This is a genomic window from Endozoicomonas sp. 8E (assembly GCF_032883915.1).
Classification (GTDB): Bacteria; Pseudomonadota; Gammaproteobacteria; order Pseudomonadales; family Endozoicomonadaceae; genus Endozoicomonas_A.
This window is the reverse complement of sequence record NZ_CP120717.1, coordinates 4,633,709-4,660,096: the sequence shown is the minus strand read 5'-3', so window position 1 is coordinate 4,660,096 and position 26,388 is coordinate 4,633,709. Positions and strand designations below refer to the sequence as shown.

Sequence of the window (26,388 nt, the reverse complement as noted above, 5' to 3'; positions counted from 1 at the left end):
TCTACAAGTCAATTTCTTCTGAGCTTATAGATTTCTGGAATGCTAATTTATCTGTATTGAGCCATGCTGTTGATTCACAATCCCATCCCGGAATACAAAAATCTTCTGTGCAATGCACAGAGTCAAACTCAGTAGCTACCCGTTCCCTGTCGATATAATCATCATTTTCTGCATGGGGGAAGTTTTTCACTAAGTTTTCATATTTTTCAAAGGAATCAATCTTAAATATTTTTGCTGTTTCTGAAACTGTAAAGTGAGCAGCATCGTTTCCTAACAAGAATCTTAATCCATTTTCTCTGCACCACTCTATCCGGGCAGTTGTACTTTTACTGTTGATGGCGTCTTTTTTTAGAGTGCAGGTCCAAAAAGCATTATCAGGTTTATCTGATGGTTATTCTCAGCCACAATGGGAATACTTTATCTTTAGTGATAGAAGGACTAAGTATGTGTCCGTTTTTTACTTTTCCCTCTTTTCTGCTGGTGATTAATCTTTGCAAATCAAAGTTTTCATTACCTCTAAGTCTAAACACCTGAGATGAATGATAATCTTCAGACGTCCTAAGTTGACTGGTTGCAGCAAAGGCGTGAAAGTTTGTTGACACAGAGGGCTGAGTAGGGGCTGTATTCATAGTAAATTCCTATCATTTTTTTATTTTAGAGAGCTCATTCATCATAAAGTTCATAACAATCTGGCTAGCGCATCTAACATATGCTTCCAGTTCGTTCCGGTGCTTCGCCCTGAAACCAGTGCAAGAACGCAGACAATCGTGCTATAACCCCAATGTTTGAGCTCGTCACGCAAAGTGAATACCGAATCTGTGTACCTTTCACTGAGTCGGTAAAACTGGAAATTGTCATGGTCTGGCGAAAAAAAGTGATCTCTCTGGCCGACCGAACCTTCAGGGAGTTTGTGGAGGAGAGGCGTGCAAAAAAGCCCTGATGCTTTCTAAGTGATCCAAATTCGCCAATCGTCCGTATTGGCTCTAATATTGGGTTTTGAGACCTTACTTAATCACCGCAAGAAGGTGTTTTGTATGTTAAGAGTACTCTATCGTCTGCCTGACCTCACCTTCGCTCAAAAGCTGAACGACCTTGCCGAAGCCGAAGGGGTCTCCCATAATCGGATCCACATTGCTCACAAAGATCATCTGGCGACGCAGAAAAAGCATCTGAATGATCTGTCCTTTCTCGAAGAGTACGACACTGTTCGTTCAGGTGAGAGAGGGTTTCTCATTGGTATCCTGCTGACAGTACTGACCGGCCTTGCGGTCCACGAATTAATGGAGGGGCATCCGGTTGCCTCGGTGGTCACTTTTTTTGCATGTATGGTGGTACTGGGTTACTCCACCTGGCTGGGGGGGTTGATCGGAGCTTCCAGTGACAACTTCAGGCTTCAGCCTTTCCATGATCACCTTGAAAAGGGTGGCTCTGTGGTCATGCTGGATGTTGAATCTACTTCCGTTTCAAAACTGACGCGCGTTATTGCAGTTCAAATCCCTGAGGCGGAACCGGCTGGTAGAAGCCAGAGGCTGGACAACCCCTTCATGGGATCATGGTTACTCAGAAAACATTCGTGAGGCTAGGTTATGAATCTGAAAACTCTGACTGCCATTGTTCGCCAGAAGCCGACGCATCTGGAGTTGATTTCGGCTGAAGGTGACATCTATCTGTGCCGGATTAACGACAGGGAATGGCTCACCGAGCGTGCAGAAAATAAGCCCAAAGTCTTTCATAGCATCTTCGAAGCCAAATACACTTTGGGCAAGGATCTTTCGGGTCAGCTGGATATGGTGATGTCTTCAGCCTATGACGAGATGATCAGCTCGGGTGATTCCGGTGAAGGTAAAACTATTCGTCATGGGCTTTTAAAAATTGATCGATAGCCCAACACCATTGATCACCTGATCGATCAGGCAACAGGTTCTGATCTCGTAAGTTCAGCCTGAATTCCACAACTGAGCGCCATTCTGTGGAGCCGGGGTCTGGGCCGTGGCCCATGCCATCGCCTGTGGGCACTCTCGACTCTACGTACTCGTACCAGCTTTCGGTGCACATCGACTTTTTTTCTGACCCGCTATGATAAGAACACCCCGTCAGAAACAAGCCGATGGCTAACCCTGCCAGAAGATTGTGAGACTGCATCGCTTGCCCTCCTCCATTTATCGAATCCCCGCTTGAACCCCGTAATTTCATCACCCTAGGACGTGAGTGCCGGGATCTAAGCCAAGCTTGCAGAGCAAGCCTCTTGAGCTATTCTACAATGGTCGTTTCTTCAGAGACGATAGCATTCTCCAATTTAAAGGTATGGGCATCGGCCGACCTTTGCAGAATTAATCAAAGGTCACCGAAGAGAAAATGTCCGTTTTAGTCGATCAGACCCGCTTCACGTGCCTGGGCAGTGAGGGCCTCGCGGAAATCCGGATGAGAGATGGCAATCAGGGCTGCGGTACGGTCTTTGAGGGGCCTGTTGTGCACGTCGGCAACACCGTATTCTGTGACAATGAACATAGCGTCACTGCGAGGTGTGGTCACCGGGGTTCCAGCGGGCAGGGTCAGTTGAATGCGAGATTCCAGACCGTTTTTGCCTTTGAAGACAGACGACAGGGCGATAAAGGACTTGCCACCTTTGGACATGCCAGCGCCGCGAACAAAATCAAGCTGACCACCTGTGCATGAAATCTGATTCAGACCAACACCTTCAGCCGCAATCTGACCGGTCAGATCGCACATCAAAGCTCCGTTGATGGAAATGAAATTATCCTGTTCAGCTATTTCTTCCGGCCTGTTCAGCGTTGACAGGGGCATGACATGGGTGTCGTCGTTGTTATCCAGAAAATCCAGAAGTTCCCGACTTCCTACAGCCAGTCCATAAACCAGTTTGTTTTTGTCAATGGTTTTATTGCTGTTATCAATAGCGCCAATTTTAATCAGGTGCAGCAGGGAGTCTGTCATCATTTCCGAATGCACGCCCAGATTCTTTTTGTTTTCCAAACCATAGGCAACCGCATCTGAGAGTCCGCCAAAACCGATCTGAATGGTGTCTCCATCATTAATGTAAGGCAGAATGTGGCTCGCAATACTCTGCTCCAGTTCGCTTGGCTGGGCCTGAGGCGCGAAGGGCAGTTCGTGATTGCATTCAACCAGTTTGTCAACCTGGTCTACATGGACAAAGTTACTTTCACCTTTAAGATAGGGTACCTGGTCGTTAACAACCACGATCACCTTTTCGGCATTTTCGACCACGCTGTCGCCTAACAGGGCACCGATATGACCCAGACTCATGAAGCCATTTTCATCAGGTCGGGAAACTTCCATCAACAGAACATTCGGCTTCATGATGTTTTTCATAAAGCTCTGCGTCTGGGAAAAGTGCACAGAATTAATCTTTATATTGCCATGAGGCCCCAGGAATTTTCTCTCCAGTGGCCCAGTAAATAAGCAGTTGTAATTTATGTGGCCTTTAAATTCTGCCTTGAGAAAATCAAAAGGAAACATTAATAGTGCACCGAACAGTTCAACGTCTTTTAATTCATCTTTACGATGGCAAAGCTGTTTAAGAACCGGAATAGCAACACCATTGGCACCACCAATCCAGACCCTGTCCCCGGACTGGATTTCATTTGCCGCACTTTCCAGCGGGGACCATTTACGATCGTAGGTTGATTGCCAGTTTTTGATATCAAATTGAGCAGTCATGGTGACTCCTTTTTTATAGGCACAGAGTGACCCGCCCCGAAAATATCTGTAACTCAGGGTCTTGTTTGGTAACGATGAGGTCTTCACTCTACATCAATGATCCATCAAAAACTTGGCAGGATGCGCCATGTACTTGTTTGTTAGCGACTCTCAATAAAGGGTTTGATTTGAGTCATATTTCCTACCGTTTTATTTTTTAACCTTGCAGGATTGGACATTGCGGTACTGCCTTGGCGACAAACCTGTCCAGCTTTTAAAGGCTCTGGAAAAACTGCTTAAATCGCCAAACCCTGACTCATAAGCGATCGTGGACAGCGGTGTGTCGCCGGACTCAATCAGGGCAATCGCTTTTTCATGGCGTATTTTGTTAACCAGTTCCCGGTAACTCAGCCCCAGCTCTGTCAGTTTTCTCTGGAATGTGCGACTGCTCATATTCATCAGGCTGGCCATTTCACCAGTCGTTGGCGGTATAAGCGGGCTTAACTCCAAGAGTGAGCGACTGACTTTTAAAACAAGGTTGCTTTGTTCGATCATTAACAGCTTTTTCTGAACCAGTGATTCAGTTGCCTGAAGCAGCTCGGGGTCAGTGGTGCGCAGAGGCTGATCCAGCGCATCAACACTGAATTCTATGCGATACTGAGACATGGAGAATTTCAGAGTGCTCTCCAATTTGTCCTCAAGTCTTTTGTGGTATGTCGGTTGTTCAAATGGCAGGTGTATCGTGATTTCGGCTTCATTGTCCCAGCGTATCACCTTGGTAACAGCTGAAACCAGGGCCATCATACCGTGTGTGGTCAGGTTGACCTGTTTATCGAGAGCGTCACTGTCAATTAATAATAATGAGGCTGTCCCGGCTTTTTGATTGAAGATGATTCGGGTGGTTGTTGTGATCAGCGATTGATACATTTCCAGTTTTTCAATTCGTTGCCTGAGTGATGCAGCACTCCACAAGACGATACCCAGCGACTTGATATCAAGCGGTTGAAGTGAAAGCCCCAGGTCGACCGGTAACAGGGGGTTGCCAGTTTGCTCCACGGCCCAGTAGAGCAACCTGCGAGCGCCATCAACCGGGACTGGCCTGTCGCAGTTCGACCAGCTTTCAAGGGGAATATTAAAATGCTCAGGAGATAATGGATTCACCCCATGTTTCTGTATTTGCAGAATAATCAGGTCAAACCAGCGTCCACTGACCGTTCCGCGGTATTTATTAATCACTTCCGATGACGAATCGGTGAAAGACGTTTTACGGTACATAAATATCTGGTTCGCTATAGAAGTGTGCTGGCAAACATGCAAACTTGATGGATTAACCTTTTAGCCTGGTCTGGCGGGCCGACAGACAGTCCAGCGACGAAAGGCGCTTGGAGTCCCGGCGTGTTCGTCATCGTGGTAATGTTTGCATCACTGCCGTTCAGCACTTTTAATGCCTGTTGCAGATTATACCGCTCAAAAAGAGACTTTAAACTGATACTTTCGTGATTCAAACAGCGAGCAAAGTTCCTTTGGCTGTGATTGCTTTTGCGGCAGAAAACAGTGTCACAGAGCGAATATACGTATTTTTCATGTGATTTACTGATAAATGTCTGGGGGGAGACCCTTCCCATTACTGTTCAATCCACAATGACTCTTCGTCTTGGACTCTCTATCCTAACTGTGTGTTCAAGAAATAAACAGAGAAAACAGCTCTAGAAGCCAGTAAATAATGGAGAAAGTTGATTTTTATCCTTCGGAAAAAGGTCAACAGGGTTGACGGGGGAGTGACTCAATGCCCCCTCAGAAATGACCATTGAGCCGGCTGGCGGAAAAGTAATAGTGAACTTACTCTATAGAATAAGGGTCTAAATAGTTGACTTATATCAATACTATCAAGGGGCTGATCCATTAGCTTTGCGCGCTCGATTTGTGTGAACTGCTTATGAAACGATCGCCCGATTGGTGATTTCCGAAGTATGAAGGGGTCTTTCAGAAGGGGGAATGGTACGGAAGGATTAATGAGCAAACAGCCAAAAGCCGGGCGCTCAACCTTTCCATGATTGTCAACCGATTGTCTGAAAGGGCGTGAATTTCATTATAAATAAAGTGGGGTATGGTATGGGTGAAACTCAATCTCTATTCGAACGCATGGCCAGCACGAGCCTGGTTCTGAGGATAATCGCAGGCATTGTAATGGGGGCAGGCCTTGCGGTCGTTGCTCCTGATATGGCTATCTCTTTCTCTTTGCTGGGTTCTCTGTTCGTTGGTTCCCTCAAAGCAATAGCACCTGTTCTGGTCTTCGTGCTGGTGGTGGCTTCTATTGCCAACCAGAAAAAAGGTCAGCACACCAACATGAGGCCCATCATTAGCCTCTACCTTATCGGCACCCTGGCGGCCTCTCTGACGGCCGTTGCCATGAGCTTTGCTTTTCCGGTTACCCTGACTCTGGTCACCAATGAAGCCAGTGCCAACCCGCCCCAGGGCATTGGTGAGGTTCTGAACACCCTGTTGTTCAACATTGTCCAGAATCCCGTTGAAGCCCTGATGACCGGTAATTTTATCGGTATCCTGACATGGGCTATCGCACTGGGCCTCGCTCTGCATCGTGCTTCTGATAGCACCAAGCGTGTTGTTCATGACCTTTCTGATGCGGTATCCAACGTCGTCCGGTTTGTGATCCAGCTGGCACCTTTGGGTATCTTCGGTCTGGTCGCCAACACCATAGCCCAGACTGGTTTCTCTGCTCTTGCTGATTACGGGCAGCTGCTGATGGTTCTGATCTGCTGTATGCTGATTATTGCGCTGGTTGTGAACCCGCTGATCGTGTTCGCCAAACTCAAGCGCAACCCGTACCCACTGGTTTTCCAATGCCTGCGTGAGAGTGGAGTAACCGCATTCTTCACCCGTAGTTCCGCCGCTAACATTCCAGTGAACATGGAGCTTTGCAAAAAGTTGAACCTGCATGAGGATACATACTCTGTATCCATTCCCTTGGGAGCGACTATCAACATGGCGGGGGCTGCCATCACCATCACTGTAATGACCCTTGCTGCTGTCAACACTCTGGGTATTCAGGTGGACATGCCAACGGCTCTGATTCTGAGCCTGATTGCTGCTGTGTCTGCCTGTGGCGCCTCCGGTGTGGCAGGTGGCTCTTTGCTGCTGATTCCTCTGGCTTGCAGCCTGTTCGGCATCTCTGCTGATGTGGCTATGCAGGTTGTTGCCGTCGGTTTTATCATCGGTGTTATCCAGGATTCTGCTGAAACTGCACTGAACAGTTCAACCGACGTTTTGTTCACTGCTGCAGCCTGTATCTCTGCCGAAGAGAATGGTCAGACTGTCGATGTCATCCGGCAAGCTAATGCCTGAGACTGAAGTATCATTCAGTGCATAAAAAAAACCGCCAGCTGATTCTGGCGGTTTTTTTATTTGTTGAGCTATCAGGAAGCTTTGAGGTCGAACCGGTCAAGATCCATCACTTTGAGCCAGGCTGCGGCGAAGTCGTGAACAAACTTCTCACCGGCGTCGCAGGAACCATAGACTTCGGCTACTGCACGGAGCTCCGAGTTTGAGCCAAAAACCAGATCTACCCGGGTTGCGCTCCACTGACTGGCTCCGGTTTTACGATCATGGCCTTCAAAAATACTTTTATCTACAGATGTAGCTTTCCACTCAGTGTCCATATTCAGTAGATTGATAAAGAAATCATTGGTCAGGGCATCTGATTTAGAGGTGAAAACCCCATGCTGACTCTGGTCACTGTTGGTATTAAGAACACGCATGCCGCCAATAAGAACCGTCATTTCAGGAACGGTCAGGGTCAACAGCTGAGCCTTGTCGATTAAAAGTGCTTCTGCAGAGACAGCCATGGCACTTTTCTGATAGTTTCTGAAGCCGTCCGCTAAAGGCTCCAGTAGCCGGAAGCTCTGAACATCCGTTTGCTGCTGTAAAGCATCCATACGACCAGGGTTGAATTTCAGGTCAATATCGTAGCCTGCATTTTTGGCAGACTGTTCAACAGCGGCACAGCCACCCAGGACAATCAGGTCGGCCAGGGAAATCTTTTTGTTAACTGATTGAGAACCATTGAACGCTTGCTGGATATCTTCAAGCTGCGGCAGAACGCGAGAAAGTTGTTCTGGTCTGTTGACTGCCCAGCTTTTCTGGGGCTCCAGCCGGATTCGGGCGCCATTGGCGCCACCACGCATATCCGAACTTCTGAAGGTTGAGGCAGAAGCCCAGGCGGTTGATACCAGTTCACTGATTGAGAGTGCGGAATCCAGAATCTGCTGCTTGAGTACGACCTGATCCTCCTTGCTGACCAGTTCATGATCAACAGGCGGAATGGGGTCCTGCCAGATCATCACTTCGTCAGGCACTTCCGGACCCAGGTAACGTGCCCTGGGCCCCATGTCTCGGTGAGTCAGCTTAAACCAGGCTCGGGCAAAGGCATCGGCAAACTGATCCGGATTTTTATAAAAGTTTCTGGATATTTTTTCATAAGCTGAGTCAAAACGAAGTGACAGATCGGTAGTCAGCATGGTGGGCTGATGACGTTTTGTTGGATCATGGGCATCAGGAATAGTAGCTTCACTGTCTCTGGCAACCCATTGATAAGCTCCGGCCGGACTTCTGGCCAGTTCCCATTCGTATTGGAACAGATTTTCAAAATACAGGTTGCTCCACTGGGTCGGCTGGCTGGTCCAGGTCACTTCCGGTCCACCCGTGATGGTATCGCCGGCTTTTCCGCATCCATGGCTGCTGCTCCATCCCAGTCCCTGCTCGGTTATGTCTGCTGCTTCGGGTTCAGGACCGACCAGAGAGGGGTCACCCGCGCCGTGAGATTTGCCAAAAGTGTGGCCACCAGCAATCAGAGCAACGGTTTCCTCATCATCCATGGCCATACGAGCAAAAGTACTACGGATTTCCACAGCAGCGGCTTTTGGGTCAGGATTGCCATTAGGGCCTTCGGGGTTGACATAGATCAGGCCCATCTCGACGGCGGCCAGTGGCTTTTCCAGATTGCGTTCACCGATGTGGCGCTCATCACTTAGCCAGGTTTTTTCGTTGCCCCAGTAAATGTCTTTTTCTGATTCCCATATATCTACTCGTCCGCCGGCAAAGCCAAAGGTTTTAAAGCCCATTGATTCCAGAGCCACATTGCCTGCCAGAATCAGCAGGTCGGCCCAGGACAGTTTTCGGCCGTATTTCTGTTTGATAGGCCAGAGCAAACGACGGGCCTTGTCGAGATTGGCATTATCCGGCCAACTGTTAAGGGGGGCAAAACGCTGGCTACCTGTTCCTGCACCACCGCGGCCATCAAGATTACGATAGGTTCCGGCACTGTGCCAGGCCATCCGGACAAAGAGAGGACCATAATGACCAAAGTCGGCGGGCCACCAGGACTGGGAGTCAGTCATCAGTACTTCGAGGTCAGTTTTGACTGCTTTGAGGTCCAGGGTGTTGAACTCGGCTGCATAATCGAAATGCGCACCCATCGGATTAGAGGCAGCACCGTGTTGTCGCAGGATTTCCAGCTTTAATCGGTTGGGCCACCAATCCTGGTTGGATGTACCGCCACCAGAGGTATGATGCATAACCGGACATTGACTAACAGACATACAGAGCCTCCTGTTCGTCCCGACAAATTGCGGAACATGCCTTTTAAAATTGCTTTACCCGGATGAAGTCAAAGAAATCAGATGATAGGAAGTTTAAGAGTCAACGGCTGAGTCAGCAAATGATAAAGTCACTGTTTCGGAGTTAAGAATCCTGATTAATCAATGCCGAAAAAAAGCTCTGGATCAGTAATCAAAAGCTCTTGAGCCGCCTGAATGCTATCCTCCATATCATCCAGAGTGGCTTTCTGGCCATTGGTATGATCTGCCAGACAACCTCCCAAGGCCTCAATATCATCAGCCGTTTGGGTAGTGACAACCATTTCATCCTTTTCTTCAAACATGGCTCCACCACCAGGTTGAAGTTGGGACTTTTTCCTGATTTTACCGATAATGGTGACTTGATCTTTACCGGCAACAGAGCGGATGGACATGGTTTTGATCTTACCAAACGACTATCGCTGAAGGTAATACCGGTTTGATTGACTGTCAAAATGGCCACCTTCCAGCGGGATTATCGGTTCCATACAAAGTCCATCTGTCTTGCAGTTTTCTCTGCAAGTTCCTGACTGTGCAGTAAACTCACCAGGGAAAGACTCATATCGATCCCGGCGGTAATACCGGCTGATGTCATAATAGAGCCGTCTTTTACCCAGCGCTGGTCTGAGACCACATCCAGTTGTGGATAATGTTGCCTGAGGTCAGGAATATCTTCCCAGTGAGTAGTGACTTTCTGGTCGGTCAGAATACCCGCTTCGGCCAGGATAAAAGCGCCAGTACAAACGGATGTTGTCATTTGTGCACTGGCTGAAAAGGTTTTTAGCCAGTCCAGTACGTGAGGTTTTTTCAATTCGGCATTATGCTCGCCGCCGACTACCATCAGTAGGTCAACAGGGGGGTGGTTGTAGAATCCATAGTCAGGGTTCACGCTGTATCCTGCCCGGGCAGTAACGGTTTCCCCAGTCTCTCCTATCAGAAAGACATTAAAAGGCTTGCCGTCTGCACAGACCCGGCTGGCTGTTGAAAATACTTCAAAAGGACCGGAAAAATCCAGTACTTCTGCATTGTCGTATATATAGATGGCAATATTCATGGGTTCTTATTCTTGATTTGGCGCTTATTGAGTTTCTCGAATATAAAGAGATCTTCCCAGTGAGACAAGCGATAGAGCAGCCACATATGGCTCGGAGGGTTTCGAAACCCTCGCACTTCAGTAAGTCGCTGACTCTGATGCTCTGATTGTTCCGAATGACTTTGGAGCAGCGAAAAACCTGTCAGATTTTGCGTTTATCGAGGGATTGTCAGTAATCATGCTCGGCGCCGTTGGTTACAGCGCCTGTTGCATCTGACTTCAAAGCCTGTCTTTTGTCACCAGATTTTTGTCTGAATTTCGGCTCAAAAAGGACATCAGTTGTTCTAAATTCGGATTTGCGAACAGTGTAAACAGGACGCGTTCACAGGATTCCCCTGCAACCAGGCTCATCTTGTTCACTTTGTGTTCTGACCACAGGTTCTCGAAAAAAAGGCAGCCATTTTCTGGATAGGAATATGTTTTGACCGTTTCAGGAATGTAGCTTTTCGTAGAAAAAAACTTAGAATAAAGTCCGGAAAAAAACGTTTCTTGTGCGCGTTCAGCAAAAGACAGCTCTCCGCCGGAGTACGTACCGCCTTCCTGCTCGCATGGCGAAACGACTGCTGTCATTGATAAACTGTTCCTGTCATAATGCCAATCCAGATGGGATATTTCCGGGAAGTCTGAATTGAGCGTATATTTTAGTATGCTGCAGTGAAATGGTACTCTCTGATCGGACCAATTGCCTAGTTGGGCCATTTTTTCAAGGTTGGAGCAGGTGAAATCAGCCACTGATTCAGTGACATTCTGTTCCTCAAGATAGGCTCTCACCAGATCTTCCTCAGCTAATTTACAAGACCTGTCAAATGCGATAGCGGGTACCCGTAATTCAGGCCCACAAAATGCCCCGAGCACTGGCACATAATAGCGATCCTTGTGGGGACTGCTGTCCAGGAAGTTTGGGTAGTATTTCATTTCTTTTCCATGGGCCAGATACTCCAATCTGTTACCGGCAAAGGCATCAAATCTTCTGGCTGCTTTTACGTCCTTGTATACCTTATGCACTAAGTTTTTATCTAAAAAATCATCATATCTGGCAATAAACCGGCCATTAAATGTTGGTTGAGTGGTATCCCCTGTCTTTTGACCGATTTCAGAGCGCCATTGGTCGAGCAGTCTGTTATTGTTTTGTCGGTAAATACTTGCCATTCTCATCATCGCCGTTCTCATCATCAAATACTCCTTGAAAATAAAATGGTTAACCTCTCTAACTTGGTACAAAAAGTTCTGATCAGTCTTTAAGTTTGACATTGGCAGTTATGAAAAAGTTCCATGTTGATTGCAACGGGGTTTTGCACTTCTTCCATGGGGTCGTCTATGAGAGCGTACTGATGTTTTCCCTCGACGAGGCTAAACGCCAGACAGATATTGGTGCCGCCAAAGCCGAAGCTTTTGGGCACAGGCTGTTATTTCCCGATTGTCATGATCGAACTCAGGTTATAAAGAGCATTCGGTAGTGGTTGACTAAATTTGAATTGTTATAATATAACATAATAATTCAGGGCGTACTCACCTGCATATTCACTTGGACCGGAACTATCCGTCATGACTCAACTACCCGTCACTGTGCTTTCAGGCTTTCTTGGCGCAGGAAAAACCACTGTACTGAGCCACATTCTCAACAACCGTCAAGGTAAAAAAGTGGCCGTTATCGTTAACGATATGAGCGAAATCAATATCGATGCAGCACAGGTTCAAAACGAAGTCTCACTGAGTCACCAGGAAGAGAAGCTGGTGGAAATGAGTAATGGCTGTATTTGTTGTACCTTGCGCGAAGATCTGCTGCTGGAGATCAACAAACTGGCACAGGAGGGACGCTTTGATTACCTGGTGATTGAATCCACCGGCATTTCCGAACCTTTACCCGTCGCTGAAACCTTTACCTTTGCTGATGAAAAGGGTGAATCACTGTCTGATGTCGCCACGCTGGATACAATGGTCACAGTGGTGGATGCGGTGAATTTCCTCAAGGATTATGACGAGGCGAAATACCTTCAGGAAACCGGGGAGTCTTTAGGGGAAGAGGATGAACGCAGTGTCGCTGACTTACTGGTAGATCAGGTCGAGTTCGCCGATATACTACTAATCAGCAAAACCGATTTGATCGAACAGCCCGAACTGGAACGTTTGACTGCGATCCTGAAAACGCTCAATACCAATGCCCGAATCATTCCCATTGCTCATGGTCAGGTAAATGTTGACGAAGTACTAAACACTGGGCTGTTTGACTTTGAGCGCGCACAATCAGCGCCAGGCTGGCTTAAGGAAATACGCGGCGAACATGTGCCGGAAACCCAAGAATACGGCATTGGAAGTTTTAGTTACACCGCCCGCCGACCCTTTCATCCAGATAAGTTTTACCAGTTTCTCCACTCCGCAAGAGACTATGGAAAACTGATTCGATCCAAAGGCTACTTTTGGTTGGCCTCTCGTCCGGAATTTGCAGGCCAATGGAGTCAGGCTGGCGGTATTGCACGTTATGGTTTCGCAGGTATGTTTTGGAAAGCTGTCCCGAAAGAGAACTGGCCTGACGATGAAGATTACCTTGCCTCCATTCAGAATAACTGGGTAGAACCTTTCGGCGATATGCGCCAGGAGCTTGTTTTCATCGGTCAGGGCTTGGATCAACACGCCATCACTAAAGCCCTCGACGATTGTTTATTGAAAGAAGAAGAGGTTCTCAAAGGTAAAGAGTACTGGGCAAGCTTGAGCGATCCTTTTCCTGGCTGGGGAGAAAGTCAATGAAGACAACATCACTGGGACATTGCACGTTGACTGAAGATCAGATTAAACAGGCTGCAGAGTCTGACTACATGAATACTGAGCAACTGGATTTCTTCAAGCATCAACTATTGCTGCTTCACGAATCGACAGAAGCCCGAATTCAAGAAGCCAAAAGTCAAATGGCCAGCCCACCGGAATTGAACGATGACAGTGACAGAGCATCCTGGGAAGAAGAGTGCAGCACTTCGTTGCGGATTTTAGATCGAGAACAAAAATTGCTGTCCAAGATCAGACAGTCACTGGAGCGTATACGATCAGGTACCTATGGTTACTGTCTTGAATCGGACGAGCCCATAGGCATCCCCCGTCTTCTGGCAAGACCCACAGCCGAATACTGCGCCGAAGTGAAAGCCCGGATGGAATACAGGGAACAGTCATACCGGGACTGAAGGTGTCAGTCATTGAAATAGGCTGCCGTCAAAGATTCCACAAATAGAGGGCGTCACTGGAGAAGACAGTGATCCGACCTATAGTGATTGCAGTACAACTCTATTTCATTCATGCAGAGGCTGGGATCGAATATGCTTTCTATTGAAATGGGCAGGAAAGACGGCATTGCTCTTCTGGAACCTCATGGACCGCTTTCAAAAGAGGATTTTGTTTCGGCCGCTCGACAAATTGATCCTATGATTGAAGAGAGAGGAGGGCTGGCCGGGTTGATTATCCATACCGATCATTTTCCCGGCTGGGAATCCTTTGGTGCACTGGTCAGCCACATCCGGTTTGTGAAAAACCATCACAAACATCTGAGAAAAATTGCCATTGTGACGGATGCAAAAGAGGTGGGGGCAAGGGAAAAAATGGCCAGCCACTTTATTGCCGCAAAAATCAGGCACTTCAAATACGAGCAGCTGGAGGCGGCAAAGCTCTGGATTCAGGAAGAGGATTGAGGCGGAAGTGGGCAAAACGATCTATGCGAACATTACACTTCAGAGGTATCCGGGCATTTGATTTTTAGCCACGGTATTTCTGAAGGACTTCGACAATTTCCACCTGGTAGTTCAGATACCAGAGTGCCTTGCCTTTTTGTTGGGCTATCAGGTGTTCAGGGTTGTTCTTCCAGGCATGGATGCTGTTTTTGTCTGGCCAGTATGAGATGGCCAGCTCCTGATCACCTTCAGTACTGGCTATAAACTCAATACAGCCGTATTCATTCAAGGCCAGCTCACGCATACGTTGGGCCAATTCAAGGTACTCTTGATCCAGCTGTTTGACTGTAGCTCTGAAAATGACAGCGTACATGGTCGTTCCCTGATTGGAGTTTTTAGAAGTCTCCTGCAGTGAATGGGTATTATTAACAGAGAGCACTGCAGAAGAGGCCAGGCATTCAGCATTTATTAGACATTGAAACAAATCCCGGAAGGCTGCGGATTCGCTCAATCCAGTTTTGGATTTCAGGGTACTCAGATAAGTCAAAGCCGCCTTCATGGGCAACATGAGTATACCCGAACAAAGACAAGTCAGCCGTCGTCAGCTGTTCCCCCACCAGAAAAGGGGTTTGTGAAAGCTGCTGTTCCATGACTTTAAGAGCTTTGTGGCCGCCTTCCTGTTTGCTTTCGAATTCATCTCTTCGATCTTCAGGCATTCCCAGATACTTATTAATAAAGCGTGCAACAGCGATATGGGGTTCGTGGCTGTATTGCTCAAAAAACTGCCATTGCTGGATTTTTGCCTGTAAAAAAGGGTCTGTTGGCAGCAGCTCAGACTCTCTGGCCAGGAAGTTCAGGATAGCGTTTGATTCCCAGAGACAACGGCCATCATGAAGCTCCAGCAATGGAATTTTGCCATTAGGGTTTCTGGCGAGAAAATCGGGAGTCTGTGTTTCATTATTCAAAACATCAATGGCAACCCATTTGTGATTCAGGTCAAGCAGGGCAGTGAGCAGTTTGATCTTGTAACAGTTACCGGACTGGATATCGCCATATATTTTCATATCTGAGGGAGCTCCCAATTAAGGTTTAGATGATTTATCGGGCCCAATGAAATCAGGATATTCCGTTATCTTTCCCTATTTGTTCAATAGCTTCCTGTTAAGGGCGCTTTTATTTTATTAAGCGACATTGTACCAGTTTTTTTCGAAAGGTAGATATTAGTAGCTGTCTTGAGATTCAGGAGGTTGAGCTCTTGAGACTGTCAGGGCCTGACAATCAGGCCCTGAGAGGTTATTAACGGTTGGCTGTTTGTTTTGTCTGAATTTGAACAAGATCCACCAGAACCATTCCAGCTTCCTTGATAAAGGCGTCTGTTTCTTTCTTTTTCTTTTTGGTTTCAGAAGAAGATTCTTCCTGCTCGGCTGCTTCCAGTTCATCCAGATTATTTAACAGGGGTTCTCCTTTGGCTTTTCTTAGCCGGTTCTCAATGGCCAGCCTCTGGCTACGCATGGTCTGGATTTCGTGCTTGCGCTCAGCTTCGTTCAGCGACACTTTTTCCTGATTTTCGTAGCGGGACAGGTACTCCTTCATTTCGTTCAGATAGACGAAATCCGGGTCTTCATCCGTTCGCTTGCGGTGCTTATCATCGAGAGGTTCCAGATAAGGTTTCATATCTGAATACTTTCTGTGAGGGATTGGCTTGATGGTATCCCAGGGCAGGGCGTCAGGCAGTTTGCTTTCGCCGATATCACGTCCGTCATACAGTGACGGAAAGGCAATGTCGGGCAGCACACCCTGGTTCTGGGTACTCTGACCGGAAATACGGTAGAACTTGGCCAGGGTCAGTTTCAGCTGTCCATGGTTAAGCGGCTGAATGCTTTGAACGGTACCCTTTCCGTAAGTCTGACCGCCAATCACCAGTGCTCGTCCGTAGTCTTGCATGGCACCGGCAAAGATTTCTGAAGCGGAAGCACTCAGGCGGTCAACCACAACGGCCATGGGGCCACTGTAGACCTGAGTCGGGTCCGGGTCCTGTTGACGCTCGGTGCGACCTCTGCTGTCCCGCACCAGAACGGTTGGGCCCTGATCAATAAACAGGCCAGTCAGCTCATTGGCTTCCTGCAAAGAGCCACCACCATTGCCACGAAGGTCTATGATCATGCCGTCCAGGTTTTCTTTTTTGAGCTTTTCAAGCAGCTTGCGCACGTCGCGCGTCGTGCTCTTGTAGTTGGGATCACCGGACTGAGCCGCTTTGAAGTCTATGTAGAAGGTAGGAATTTCGATAACCCCTATACGCTTGTTTTTATTATTCTGTTTAAATTCCAGAATGTGACTTTTCGCGTCTTGTTCTTCCAGCTTGACCTTGTCACGAATAATTTCGTAAATACGGGTGTTACTGCTTTTGCTGGACCCCGGAATAACCTCCAGTCTGACCAGGGTTTTCTTTTTACCACGGATCAGTTTAACCACGTCATCCAGACGCATTCCTACGACATCTTCCAAGGCACCTTTCTGGCCCTGGCCCACGCTGATGATTTTATCGCCGGGCTTCAGCTTGCCTGCTTTATCGGCAGGACCACCGGGGACTATGCTGACCACTTTCGTGTATTCATCCTCGGCAGACAGCACTGCACCAATACCTTCCAGAGACAGGCTCATATTAATGTCAAAGTTCTCGGCAGTCTGGGGCGAAAAGTACTGGGTGTGGGGATCGAAAATTCCGGTGAAAGAATTAATGTAGGTCTGGAAAACGTCTTCACTTTTACTCTGATGCAATCGGCGTAAAAGGTTTGTGTTACGTCGTTTCAATTGATCCGCAATTTCTTCATCGGTTTTGTTGTTCAACTTCAAGGTCAGTACGCTGTCCTTGAATTGCTTTTTCCAGAGGTTGCGCTGGGCCTTTTTATTGGCCAGCCAAGGCTGTTCCTTGCGGTCAACAATCAGGTTTTCTTTCTTTTTCAGGTCCAGTTTGTCGACTCCCTGCTTGACCTGGGCCAGCATGTAGCGAGCACGTTCTTCTGCCCTGACGGTGTAGCGATTGAATATTTCAAAAGCAGGTTTCAGGTCGCCGCTCTTCAGTGAGCTGTCGAGCTTTTCTTTGTAGGGGGCAAACTGGTCAATATCGCTTTGCAGGAAAAAGCTGCGGTTGGGGTCCAGACGATCGAGGTAGCGCTGAAATACTTTTTCACCACTCTCTTTGTCCAGCTCAATTTTGCGGTAATGGTTACGTGACAGCAGTTGTACCACATTAACACTGGCAATGGCCTGCTGCAGGCTGGGCTTTAGTTCTTCAACTGGACGCTCAAGATTCTGGTCAGCGGCAAAAACCGAGCTGGTGGTTAAACAGAGCGCGGTGAACAGGGCAAAAAAAACCGATGGTGTTTTCCTGGCGTTTAGCAGGGTCGGTATCATGGATTGTGAAGCTCCGTGTCGTTTTTCGATATCGGGTGTGCCGCCTCGGCTCATGAAGGATTACGTCCTGTTACAGAGTGTTTAAGACGACGTTCATCGACTATAGGACACTCCATCCCACTGTGCCTGAAACACTTGTACCAAAACATTCAGAACGTGCGTTTCAGCCTATTCTGCACCGGAAGTAATCCAAAGCCTGTCAAAGCCTTGTTATCGGGTGATACTGCGTTTGGAGCATTTGGCACTGCTGGCTTCCAGACAGTTGGTCCACAGACCCATCCCAAAGCATTGGTTGACCTCTATTTTTAAGTTACCAGTGCTTTGGGGGCTTTCTCAATCAGTTTTCTTCTGTGATTGTGAATATCCCCTGAGACATAATACAGTCTATAACTGAATGCAGCCAGTCAGGGGGCTTTCAGAACCGCTTCAGGCTGGTTAACCGCTCATTCAATGAAGTTCGATAACAGAGGTATTTCCATGATACCTGTATCGGCTTGATCACTAAGGATTGAGTAAAGATGCAAGAGAGCAAAAACTTTCACGGACTTGTGGCTATTGACAAGGCGTTGCAATGGCGGTCTTTTCCCGATGAGCCTCCGGGTAAAGATCAGGTAAAAGTTCGCGTAGTGGCCGCAGGTCTTAATCGTGCCGACCTGTCGCAGCAGGCTGGAACTTACAATCCACCAGAAGGTGTAACCCCCATTATGGGGCTGGAATGCTCCGGGATTATTGAGACGGTGGGAGCCGATGTCAGCCGGTGGTTGCCAGGCCAGCAGGTGTGTGCATTGTTACCGGGTGGAGGACTGGCGACGAGTGTAGTGTGTGATCAGCGGCTGTTGCTGCCGGTTCCCGGGTCACTGAGTCTTGTGCAGGCAGGAGGGATTGTTGAGGTTTACACAACGGCCTGGTTAAACCTGTTTCATCGTGGCAAGGTCAAAGCCGGAGACAAGGTTCTGCTGATGGCGGGTGCCAGTGGTGTGGGTACTGCAGTTCTTCAATTATGTGACCACTTTGGCATTGATGTGACGGTAGTGGTCGGCAGTGATGAGAAGTTGCAATTCTGCAGAGGGCTGGGAGCAAAAAATGGCCTGAACAGACATCAGCAGGATTGGAAGGCTCTTAAAGCCTTTGGCCCCTTTGATATGGTGTTGGATTGTTGTGCCGGAGACTGGCTGGAAAGATACCTGTCTTTAATGAATAACGGCGGAAGAATTGTCACTATAGGTTTAATGGCAGGCCGAAAAACACAATTGGATATGGGACTGCTACTAATGAAACGAATTCAGTTGATGGGATCAACCCTGCGTTTTCTGCCAATTACCGAAAAAGAAAAGTTGTTAGCCGAATTAATGGAAAAGGTTTGGCCTTTATTTGCTCAGGGCCAATTAAAACCGATTATTGATACGGTTCTTCCTATAGCTCAATATCAGAAAGCGTATGATTTAATGGCGTCCAATAAAACAACAGGCAAGGTGATTCTTTCCTTGCCTGCTTCATGATTTTGAGTCGCTTTAAAACAGTCATAAAGGCCTCTGATTATTCTGCTGTGGGCATTGAAAGGCGCTTGGCAGAATGTATCAGTTATACCCGAGCTCAAAGCATTCGTTGCCCTCAGGCTTGCTGGCTGGCAGCTGGTTGCTGTTTTTCATCAGAGGCCTCAGGTTTTTTGGGTAGGCTGTAGCATTATATGCGCGAACCTGTGGGCGAATAGTGGTTTTCCGACTTTTAAATGGCGCTGAGTAGTGATGTTTCATAGTCTTTCCTGACCGTGCTGGCTTTTGCATGAATACAATTTAAGAATAACAGCAACTCAACTATTAGGTTAGTCTGAATTTGTACTTAACTGAGAGTTTCAATTGCAGTTTGCAACGCTGTGTTAATAAAACGTTGCAATCTGTTGGAGGCGTTAAATTCTGGTGTGTTATACCCATCGTGCTTTCTAACTCCTGTGATGAGCATGGAGATTTGAGCCTTAGCTATGGCGACGATCGTCAACGCAGGATTAAGGTTCAAATCTTCAGCGCAATAGGGAGTTAGAAAGTTCGATTGGTATTAAACAGCTGTTTGATTCAACGCTGGAAAGACACTGGCATAGAAGTAATCTATGCCAGTACTGTATGAGTATAAAGAGAGGAGCTGGCTCTGATTGTCAGGAGCTTTCAGGAAGCTGAACGTTCACTTCCAGGGTTGAGCAGTCACCATCTTTGTCCAATCGAACGGAGATGGTGTTGTCAGCCACCTGGAAATACTTTTCTACGACTTTCAGTATGTCTTGTCTCATAGCCGGAAGAAAATCATGGCCAGAACGGTTCAGTCTTTCGTGAGCAACCAGTATCTGAAGACGCTCTTTGGCTACTGATGCACTGCCTTCGGATTTGCTGGATTTAAAAAATTGCAGCAGACTCATGCACGACTCCCAAAAACTTTCTGGAGAAAGCCTTTTTTCGGAGGTTCAATAAACCGGTGGGGTAATTCAGCGCCCAGAAAACGTGCGACCATATCATTGTAAGCCTGGCCGGCATCGGTGGTCTGCTGATGAATAACCGGAACACCATGGTTTGATGCCTTCAGTACGTCTTTGGATTCCGGAACAACCGCCAGCAATGGGATGGCAAGGATTTCCTGAACGTCTTCAACATTAAGCATATCGCCCATTTCTACCCTCGTCGGGTTATAACGGGTCAGCAACAGGTGTTCTTTAACAGGATCAAGCTTTTTTTCAGCTCGCCGGGATTTGCTTTGCAAAATACCCAAGATCCGGTCTGAATCCCTAACGGAAGAAACTTCAGGGTTCGTCGTTATGATGGCTTCGTCTGCAAAGTACAGAGCCATAAGAGCACCATGCTCAATGCCGGCAGGTGAGTCGCAGATAATGTATTCAAAATCTTTTGCCAGCTCGTCAAAAATCGCTTCAAGACCTTCGAGAGTCAGTGCTTCTTTGTCCCGGGTCTGTGATGCCGGTAATACGCTCAGATTTTCAGTGTGCTTGTCTTTAATCAGTGCCTGATGAAGAGCTGCTTCGCCATTAATCACATTCACCAGATCATAAACGACTCTGCGCTCACACCCCATGATAAGATCGAGATTTCGCAACCCGACATCGAAGTCGATCACGACGGTTCTGTGTCCTTTCATGGCCAGGCCCGTGGCAAATGAAGCGCTGGTTGTGGTTTTACCAACACCGCCTTTTCCTGACGTTACAACAATTATGCGTGCCAAGTTCAAATCCTGTGAATAGTAAGTGGTGGTCAATGTTCAAGTATTTATTAAAGCCTGCTGATGTGCAAGTGATCCTCAGCAAGCCCTATTAAAGCAGACTTACCCCAGTGGCGGCTCCAGGACGATTCTTCCGTCTGGCCAGTCAGCTTGTACTGACCACTGATGGAAATCAGCTCGGCTTCAAATCGATGGCAGAAAATCCTTGCCTCGGGGTTGCCATTAACCCCGGCAAGTGCTTTGCCTCTTAAAAGTCCGTAGACGTGTATGTGCCCGCCAGCCAGTAATTCTGCACCCGGACTGACCTGTGATAGTACAACCAGGTCGCCCGGGGCATAGACTTGCTGACCAGAGCGAACAGGTTGGTCGATAATTTTTGTTTCTGAGCCTGAGGTGGCTGAAGTTTCTTCTTTTTGCTCTAAGCGAGCAGGTTCATGACGTTCGACCGGCATCGGTTGACCGTTCTGTTGCATCATGACCACATTTTTCTCTGACTTTGTCTTCTGAAAGGGCAGCCAGGCTATGCCTGCACGCTCTGCCGTATATCTTAACTGCTCACTGCCGCGGACGGCTACCAGAATCATACCGGACTCCCTCAGCCGCCCGGCAATGGCCCTCAGATCAGAGGCAGCAATCGTTGCCGGTAACTTCTCTAAAGCCAATACAACCGGTGTCTCTTGAAAGAAGTGGGGTGCTTTTTCCGACATCGCCTGCAACTGCCTGCTAAAACTGATCAGACAGCTGTTGTGCAATTCAAGTGTAGTCAGCGTATAAATGCCACCTTTGAGCTGGAAGGCGGCTTTTGTCGGCTTTGAGGTCAGAGTTGAATTCATGGCGGCCACGTCATTTACGGAAGTAAGGTCAGTAATGTTCTTGCTGTATCTGACGGATAATAGGAAAAAGTTACAACGCTCTTCATTTTCTGGCCTATCGCTCCGTATTGCTTCTCAGGCTACGATCAAAAGCAATATTTCTCAAGTCATTTTACAAGCTAGCCCTTGATAAACATGACCTCAGTCCTGCCAGCTGAGATAATAGGGCCGGACAAAGGCAGGCTGATGGTCTGCCAGTTATGCAAGTTTATTGAAACAGGGTTTCTGGTGAATAGATGAAGTCGGATGAATTAAGCAACACTACGGAAGCTGATCGCTTTCGGTGGTCCTACCTGAAACCAAAGTTCTGGCCGGTATGGCTGGGGCTGGGGTTCACCGCCCTGGTGGCATTGCTTCCTTATTCTGTCATGGTGCGTCTGGGGCGTTTGATAGGTCGTCTTTTACTGCGCTTTGGTGGCAGCAGGGTGCGTATTACCCGGGTCAATCTGGCAAAGTGTTTTCCCCATTTGAGTGAGGCGGAAAGGGACGCCCTGTTGCAGAAAAACTTTGAGTCGGTCGGTATCGGCTTGATGGAAGTCATCATGGCCTGGTGGTGGCCAAGAGAGCGTCTTGAACGACTGGTGACCTACAAAGGCCTTGAACATCTCAGTTCAGAGACTGGCCAGGGTAACCTTTTGTTGATTCTGCATTTTACGACCATAGAAATATCGGGCGCTCTGATTACCCTCAGGCACAGTGTCGACGCGACCTATCGTGAACACAAGAATCCTGTTTTTGAATACATGCAGAGAAGGCAACGTCTGCGTTATGACCGGGGGAGCCGTCTGTTAGGTCGAAGGGATGTAAGGGGTATGCTGAGATCCCTGAGACAGGGAAAAACCGTCTGGTACTCTCCCGATCAGGATTATGGGCCTAAACAAAGTGTTTTTGCCCCTTTCTTTGGTGTTCAGACCGCATCGGTGACTGGCACTTCCAGAATGACAAGAATGGGTAAGGCCAGGGTGGTGCCCATGGTGGTCACCCGAAAACCAGGTTCCGAGGGGTATGTTCTTGAGGTGTTTGAGGCCTGGAAGGACTTTCCAAAGGGTGATGATCTTCAGGATGCGATCCGGGTCAATCAGTTTGTAGAAGAACAGGTAAAGAAAAAACCGGATCAGTATATGTGGTTGCATCGCCGATTCAAGACCCGGCCTGAGGGTGAGGTGGGTTTTTACAGGAAAAGCTGAATCGTATCTCGTAAGGTTAATACTCTGACTGTGGGGGGCCTCGTTTAGCCTAAACCGGTTGTGAATGAGACAAACAACAACCACTGGCACTGACCACGAAAAACATCGCGCCAGTGCCGTATGTGGTGTTAACCAGCGATCATCAATCGCAAACCATCCAGTCTGAGCATCGCTTTCTGAAGGCATTGATGACCCAGGGCGGCACGTAGTTTGAGGTGTTCAATCTCTTCATCACGTACGTTCGGGTTCACTGCTTTCAGGGCAGCCAGTCGCTTGATCTCTTCCGTGACATGGCTTAGCAGGTTTTTGCAGGCTTCGGTCACAATGGGGTTAACCTGTTCCTTCGCTGCTTGCTCTGCTTTGGCCAGCATGGCCAGAATCGGTTCCCGTTGCGCTTTCACCAGTTTCTTCGCCATACCTTTTTTGATGGGCTGAAGTTGGGCGTTCAGGGTATCGAAGGCCACTTTTTCCGAGAGGTTGTTCATGCCGGGATCGATCAGGCAGCGAATCGGTGTCGCAGGCAGGTATCGATCCAGCTGAAGTTTTTTCTCTCCTGAAGCTCCGACGACATAGATCGCTTCCAGCAGCATGGTGCCCGGTTTCAGAGCTTTGTTTTTCAACAGAGCCACCGAGGTATTGCCCATCTCACTGGTGAGAAGCATGTCCATGCTTTCACGAACCATGGGGTGCTCCCAGGTGAGGAAGTGCATGTCTTCCCGGGAAAGGGCCATATCCCGATCAAAGGTGACGGTAATGCCGTCAGCCGGAAGGCCCGGGAAGGAGGTCACCATATGACTGCCCGGACGCACAACGAGACAATGTTTGGAATGATCTTCTGACTCGACACCAAATCCTTCAAACAGCTTTTCCATGTAGCGCTTGAGCTGCCTGGGTTCTTCCTGTGCTTCGATGTCGTTAATCAGATCTTCACTGGACAGGGTGCCACGGGAGTTGATTTCCAGCAGGCGATCCCGACCATTGTGAAGGTGCTCGTTCATTTTTGCATTGAGTTCGGCGGTTTCCGCGATCAAAGGCTGAATATCAGCCAGTGTCGTTTTCTTCTCAGGCGCCAGTGCTTCAGTGAAGGCTTCACCTAATTTTTCAAAGACCATGCTGCCAGACGGGCAGGTATCGGCAAAGGCATTCAGACCCTGACCATACCAATGAAACATTAATTCCTGTCCGGTGCCCTCTATAAAGGGAACATGGATTTTGATGGTCTCGGTCTGGCCAATGCGGTCGAGTCGTCCAATACGCTGTTCCAGCAGATCCGGGTGAGCGGGCAGATCAAAGAGCACCAGGTGGTGGGCAAACTGGAAGTTGCGACCTTCACTGCCAATCTCTGAGCAGACCAGAACCTGGGCACCGTATTCCTCATCAGCAAACCATGCAGCTGCACGATCCCGCTCGACGATAGTCATGTTCTCGTGGAACACTGCTGTGGGTATGCCAGACAGTATTCTGAGAGCGTCCTCGAGATCCAGAGCGGTATTGGCATTGGCACAGATCACCAGCACTTTCTGTTTTTTAAGCAGCTTCAGCAGATTAATCAGCCAGTCGATGCGAGGGTCTACTTTCCACCAGGGGTCCATATCATCAACACAGATATGGGACTGGTAAGCCAGTTCGGGGTACAGCGAACCACGGGCTTCGGTTTCTTCTTCCTGGGCTATTTGATAAAGCTCAGGCAGCTTCTGGGCGTATCCCTGAACAACACGACCGGGGAATCCTCCCACGGCTGCACGGGTATTTCTGAACAGAACCCGGCCAGTACCATGGCGGTCGAGAAGGGTTTTTAGCAGTTGTTCGCGGGCCGTTTCTCTTTGTTCAGAAGGGCCATTGTTGATCAGGCCGATCAAAGGCTGGCAGTCCTGACCCAGGAAGCCGGTCAGGTGCTGACAGGCGACTTCCGGCAGATGGTCATTTTCCAGCAGCTCCTGAACCGCTTCGGCTACAGGCTCATAGCTTTTTTCCTCTTCCTGGTAGGCCAGCAGATCGTGGAAGCGATCAGGGTCCAGGAGGCGGAGCCGGGCAAAGTGACTTTCGGGTCCCATCTGTTCAGGTGTTGCTGTCAACAACAGCAGGCCGGGAATTTGAGACGACAATGTTTCCACAACCTGATATGCACGGCTGGGGTTTTCTTCTGACCAGACCAGGTGGTGAGCTTCGTCGACGATCAAGAGATCCCAGTCAACCTCCAGGGCCTGCTGGAAACGATTTTCGTACTGGCTCAGGAAGTCCAGGCTGCAAAGAATCAGTTGCCCGGTGTTGAACGGGTTTTCATCTTCAATCGCACGGCAACGCTCTTCATCAAACAGTCCGAAGTGTAGATTGAAGCGACGCAGCATTTCAACCAGCCACTGATGCTGAAGTGTTTCCGGTACCAGAATCAATACCCGACTGGCCCGTTCAGTGATCAGTTGCTGATGAAGGATAAGACCGGCTTCAATGGTTTTACCCATGCCGACTTCGTCAGCCAGCATCACTCTGGGGGCATGACGTCCAGACACTTCACGGGCTATATGCAGCTGATGAGGTATCAGGCTGGTACGGGCTCCGAGCAGCCCTCTCACAGGAGAGCGGAGTAGGCGACAATTGTTCAACAGAGTTTTGTAACGCAGGGAAAAGTTGCTGTTTTGGTCGATTTGACCAGCCAGCATCCTGTCCTGCGGCTTGTTGAAATGAATGAAGTTGCCCAGTTCCGATTCGGGAAGCTCTGCGGGCTTACCGTCGGGAAAAACGCCTTTATACAGCAGCAGACCATTCTCTTCGATGACTTCCGTCACCGTCATGGTCCAGCCTTCGTGACTTTCTATCTTGTCACCAGGATTAAATTGTACCCTTGATAGCGGGCAGTTATTAATGGAGTAGAGCCGGGTTTCACCGGTGGTTGGGAACAACAGGGTTACCATGCGACTATCGAAAGTCAGAACGGTACCTAACCCTTGTTCAGTTTCGGTGTCACTGATCCAGCGCTGTCCAGGAACGAAGCTCGTCATGTCGTGACTACATACCTTGCCAGACAAAAAGGCCGCTATATTAGCGGAATTCGCTGTATTAGCAACCAGTACAAGTGCTACTTGGCGGGCTGCTTCACTAGTGTCTTGGTCTGATAATGGGAAAAATGACCGGTAGAACCGCTGTTTTTGGTAAAAAAAAGGGTTTCTCTACCAAGAATGGAAGAAAGATTTTTTTTCACAAAGGGCTATTTATAGCTGAATCTGAAGTGAATCTGAGGGAAATGGATGACTGTTTTTGCCCATGCTCTTTATTCCTGACTCGTTCTAAATGAGGCTGTCGCAAAACTCTGGTTCCCATGCTTCAGCGTCGGAACCCATACCTATCTCAAGCTGTAGAGTCTGCTTTTTAGTGGAGGTAATGCATTCCCACGCAGAGCGAGGGTGTCGCAAAACTCTCTCCAGCGTGGGAACGAGTTGACTCCCGTCATTCCCGACTTCACGGGAATGAGGACCTCAGAGCATGGGAACGAGCTGTTGGAGTTTTGCGACACCCTCTCAGAGCGTGGGAACGAGTTGTCGGAGTTTTGCGACACCCCCCAAATGGGAGGGGGTAAAAAAGGGTTTCTGGCAGAGCGGATCAGGGCCTTCCGCTCCTGGTTATCGGATA

25 protein-coding genes are annotated in these 26,388 nt (G+C 48.4%); 10 read left to right on the top strand and 15 right to left on the bottom strand.

The window, feature by feature from the left end:
• Nucleotide 1: 1 nt before the first annotated feature.
• Together P6910_RS15645 and P6910_RS15640 are read right to left on the bottom strand one after the other, a co-directional pair.
• Entirely contained in the window at nt 2-277 is a 276-nt protein-coding gene (locus P6910_RS15645; protein WP_317142214.1) for a hypothetical protein, read from the bottom strand.
• A 103-nt stretch (nt 278-380) separates the two neighbouring features.
• On the bottom strand, nt 381-629 hold the full coding sequence (locus P6910_RS15640) for a hypothetical protein (protein ID WP_317142213.1): 249 nt from the start codon (nt 627-629) through the stop codon (nt 381-383).
• Nucleotides 630-781: 152 nt separating this feature from the next.
• Here P6910_RS15640 and P6910_RS15635 point away from each other — a divergent pair, with 152 nt between their 5' ends.
• The 3 genes from P6910_RS15635 to P6910_RS15625 all read left to right on the top strand — a co-directional run bounded on the left by P6910_RS15635 (nt 782) and on the right by P6910_RS15625 (nt 1,883).
• Nucleotides 782-940 carry a hypothetical protein gene (locus tag P6910_RS15635; protein WP_317142212.1) on the top strand — a complete coding sequence of 53 codons (159 nt, stop codon included), beginning with the start codon at nt 782-784 and terminating at the stop codon, nt 938-940.
• Between the two features lie 94 nt (nt 941-1,034).
• Nucleotides 1,035-1,577 carry a hypothetical protein gene (locus P6910_RS15630; protein WP_317142211.1) on the top strand — a complete coding sequence of 181 codons (543 nt, stop codon included), beginning with the start codon at nt 1,035-1,037 and terminating at the stop codon, nt 1,575-1,577.
• A gap of 9 nt (nt 1,578-1,586) precedes the next feature.
• A complete protein-coding gene (locus tag P6910_RS15625) occupies nt 1,587-1,883 on the top strand; it encodes a DUF6482 family protein (protein ID WP_317142210.1) in 297 nt (98 codons plus the stop codon).
• Nucleotides 1,884-2,364: 481 nt separating this feature from the next.
• Here the strand turns inward: P6910_RS15625 and P6910_RS15620 are convergent, their stop codons facing one another.
• On the bottom strand, nt 2,365-3,696 hold the full coding sequence (locus P6910_RS15620; RefSeq protein WP_317142209.1) for an acetyl-CoA hydrolase/transferase family protein: 1,332 nt from the start codon (nt 3,694-3,696) through the stop codon (nt 2,365-2,367).
• 189 nt (nt 3,697-3,885) lie between these two features.
• Nucleotides 3,886-4,950, bottom strand: a complete 1,065-nt coding sequence (locus tag P6910_RS15615; protein ID WP_317142208.1) for an AraC family transcriptional regulator — start codon at nt 4,948-4,950, stop codon at nt 3,886-3,888.
• An 837-nt stretch (nt 4,951-5,787) separates the two neighbouring features.
• Between P6910_RS15615 and sstT the strand changes: the two genes are divergently transcribed.
• Entirely contained in the window at nt 5,788-7,038 is a 1,251-nt protein-coding gene (sstT, locus tag P6910_RS15610; RefSeq protein ID WP_317142207.1) for a serine/threonine transporter SstT, read from the top strand.
• A gap of 71 nt (nt 7,039-7,109) precedes the next feature.
• Here sstT and katG read toward each other — a convergent pair whose 3' ends face one another.
• From katG to P6910_RS15590, 4 genes are all read right to left on the bottom strand, one after another.
• Nucleotides 7,110-9,290 (bottom strand): catalase/peroxidase HPI, encoded by a 2,181-nt coding sequence (gene katG / locus P6910_RS15605; protein ID WP_317142206.1) that lies wholly within the window; start codon nt 9,288-9,290, stop codon nt 7,110-7,112.
• Between the two features lie 155 nt (nt 9,291-9,445).
• On the bottom strand, nt 9,446-9,721 hold the full coding sequence (locus P6910_RS15600; protein ID WP_317142205.1) for a hypothetical protein: 276 nt from the start codon (nt 9,719-9,721) through the stop codon (nt 9,446-9,448).
• An 80-nt stretch (nt 9,722-9,801) separates the two neighbouring features.
• A complete protein-coding gene (locus P6910_RS15595) occupies nt 9,802-10,380 on the bottom strand; it encodes a DJ-1/PfpI family protein (RefSeq protein ID WP_317142204.1) in 579 nt (192 codons plus the stop codon).
• A 258-nt stretch (nt 10,381-10,638) separates the two neighbouring features.
• Complete coding sequence (locus P6910_RS15590) at nt 10,639-11,670, bottom strand: hypothetical protein (protein ID WP_317142203.1); 1,032 nt, start codon at nt 11,668-11,670, stop codon at nt 10,639-10,641.
• A gap of 8 nt (nt 11,671-11,678) precedes the next feature.
• On the opposite strand from P6910_RS15590, the gene P6910_RS15585 reads away from it, so the two are divergent.
• The 4 genes from P6910_RS15585 to P6910_RS15570 all read left to right on the top strand — a co-directional run bounded on the left by P6910_RS15585 (nt 11,679) and on the right by P6910_RS15570 (nt 14,093).
• Nucleotides 11,679-11,876: a hypothetical protein gene (locus P6910_RS15585; RefSeq protein ID WP_317142202.1), complete on the top strand. Its 198-nt coding sequence runs from the start codon at nt 11,679-11,681 to the stop codon at nt 11,874-11,876.
• 88 nt (nt 11,877-11,964) lie between these two features.
• Complete coding sequence (zigA, locus tag P6910_RS15580) at nt 11,965-13,164, top strand: zinc metallochaperone GTPase ZigA (protein WP_317142201.1); 1,200 nt, start codon at nt 11,965-11,967, stop codon at nt 13,162-13,164.
• Nucleotides 13,161-13,592, top strand: a complete 432-nt coding sequence (locus tag P6910_RS15575) for a TraR/DksA family transcriptional regulator (RefSeq protein ID WP_317142200.1) — start codon at nt 13,161-13,163, stop codon at nt 13,590-13,592. The genes zigA and P6910_RS15575 overlap by 4 nt, the downstream gene beginning before the upstream one ends.
• Nucleotides 13,593-13,724: 132 nt before the next feature.
• The gene (locus P6910_RS15570; RefSeq protein WP_317142199.1) at nt 13,725-14,093 is read left to right on the top strand and encodes an STAS/SEC14 domain-containing protein; all 369 of its coding nucleotides are present in this window, start codon (nt 13,725-13,727) and stop codon (nt 14,091-14,093) included.
• Between the two features lie 64 nt (nt 14,094-14,157).
• Here the strand turns inward: P6910_RS15570 and P6910_RS15565 are convergent, their stop codons facing one another.
• From P6910_RS15565 to P6910_RS15555, 3 genes are all read right to left on the bottom strand, one after another.
• A complete protein-coding gene (locus tag P6910_RS15565) occupies nt 14,158-14,445 on the bottom strand; it encodes an antibiotic biosynthesis monooxygenase (RefSeq protein WP_317142198.1) in 288 nt (95 codons plus the stop codon).
• Between the two features lie 85 nt (nt 14,446-14,530).
• Nucleotides 14,531-15,136 carry a glutathione S-transferase family protein gene (locus tag P6910_RS15560; protein WP_317142197.1) on the bottom strand — a complete coding sequence of 202 codons (606 nt, stop codon included), beginning with the start codon at nt 15,134-15,136 and terminating at the stop codon, nt 14,531-14,533.
• A 232-nt stretch (nt 15,137-15,368) separates the two neighbouring features.
• Nucleotides 15,369-17,540: a carboxy terminal-processing peptidase gene (locus P6910_RS15555; protein WP_317142196.1), complete on the bottom strand. Its 2,172-nt coding sequence runs from the start codon at nt 17,538-17,540 to the stop codon at nt 15,369-15,371.
• A 464-nt stretch (nt 17,541-18,004) separates the two neighbouring features.
• Between P6910_RS15555 and P6910_RS15550 the strand changes: the two genes are divergently transcribed.
• Nucleotides 18,005-18,985 (top strand): NAD(P)H-quinone oxidoreductase, encoded by a 981-nt coding sequence (locus tag P6910_RS15550; protein ID WP_317142195.1) that lies wholly within the window; start codon nt 18,005-18,007, stop codon nt 18,983-18,985.
• Between the two features lie 650 nt (nt 18,986-19,635).
• Here P6910_RS15550 and minE read toward each other — a convergent pair.
• From minE to minC, 3 genes are read right to left on the bottom strand one after another with little or no spacing between them, the layout of a single operon-like run.
• Complete coding sequence (minE, locus tag P6910_RS15545; RefSeq protein ID WP_317142194.1) at nt 19,636-19,893, bottom strand: cell division topological specificity factor MinE; 258 nt, start codon at nt 19,891-19,893, stop codon at nt 19,636-19,638.
• The gene (gene minD, locus P6910_RS15540) at nt 19,890-20,705 is read right to left on the bottom strand and encodes a septum site-determining protein MinD (protein ID WP_317142193.1); all 816 of its coding nucleotides are present in this window, start codon (nt 20,703-20,705) and stop codon (nt 19,890-19,892) included. Before minD ends, minE begins: the two co-directional genes overlap by 4 nt.
• Nucleotides 20,706-20,752: 47 nt before the next feature.
• Nucleotides 20,753-21,535 carry a septum site-determining protein MinC gene (minC, locus tag P6910_RS15535; RefSeq protein ID WP_317142192.1) on the bottom strand — a complete coding sequence of 261 codons (783 nt, stop codon included), beginning with the start codon at nt 21,533-21,535 and terminating at the stop codon, nt 20,753-20,755.
• Between the two features lie 275 nt (nt 21,536-21,810).
• Here minC and lpxL point away from each other — a divergent pair, with 275 nt between their 5' ends.
• Nucleotides 21,811-22,761 carry an LpxL/LpxP family Kdo(2)-lipid IV(A) lauroyl/palmitoleoyl acyltransferase gene (gene lpxL / locus P6910_RS15530; RefSeq protein WP_317142191.1) on the top strand — a complete coding sequence of 317 codons (951 nt, stop codon included), beginning with the start codon at nt 21,811-21,813 and terminating at the stop codon, nt 22,759-22,761.
• Nucleotides 22,762-22,889: 128 nt separating this feature from the next.
• Here the strand turns inward: lpxL and rapA are convergent, their stop codons facing one another.
• Nucleotides 22,890-25,760 carry an RNA polymerase-associated protein RapA gene (rapA, locus tag P6910_RS15525; protein ID WP_317142190.1) on the bottom strand — a complete coding sequence of 957 codons (2,871 nt, stop codon included), beginning with the start codon at nt 25,758-25,760 and terminating at the stop codon, nt 22,890-22,892.
• Nucleotides 25,761-26,388: the final 628 nt, after the last annotated feature.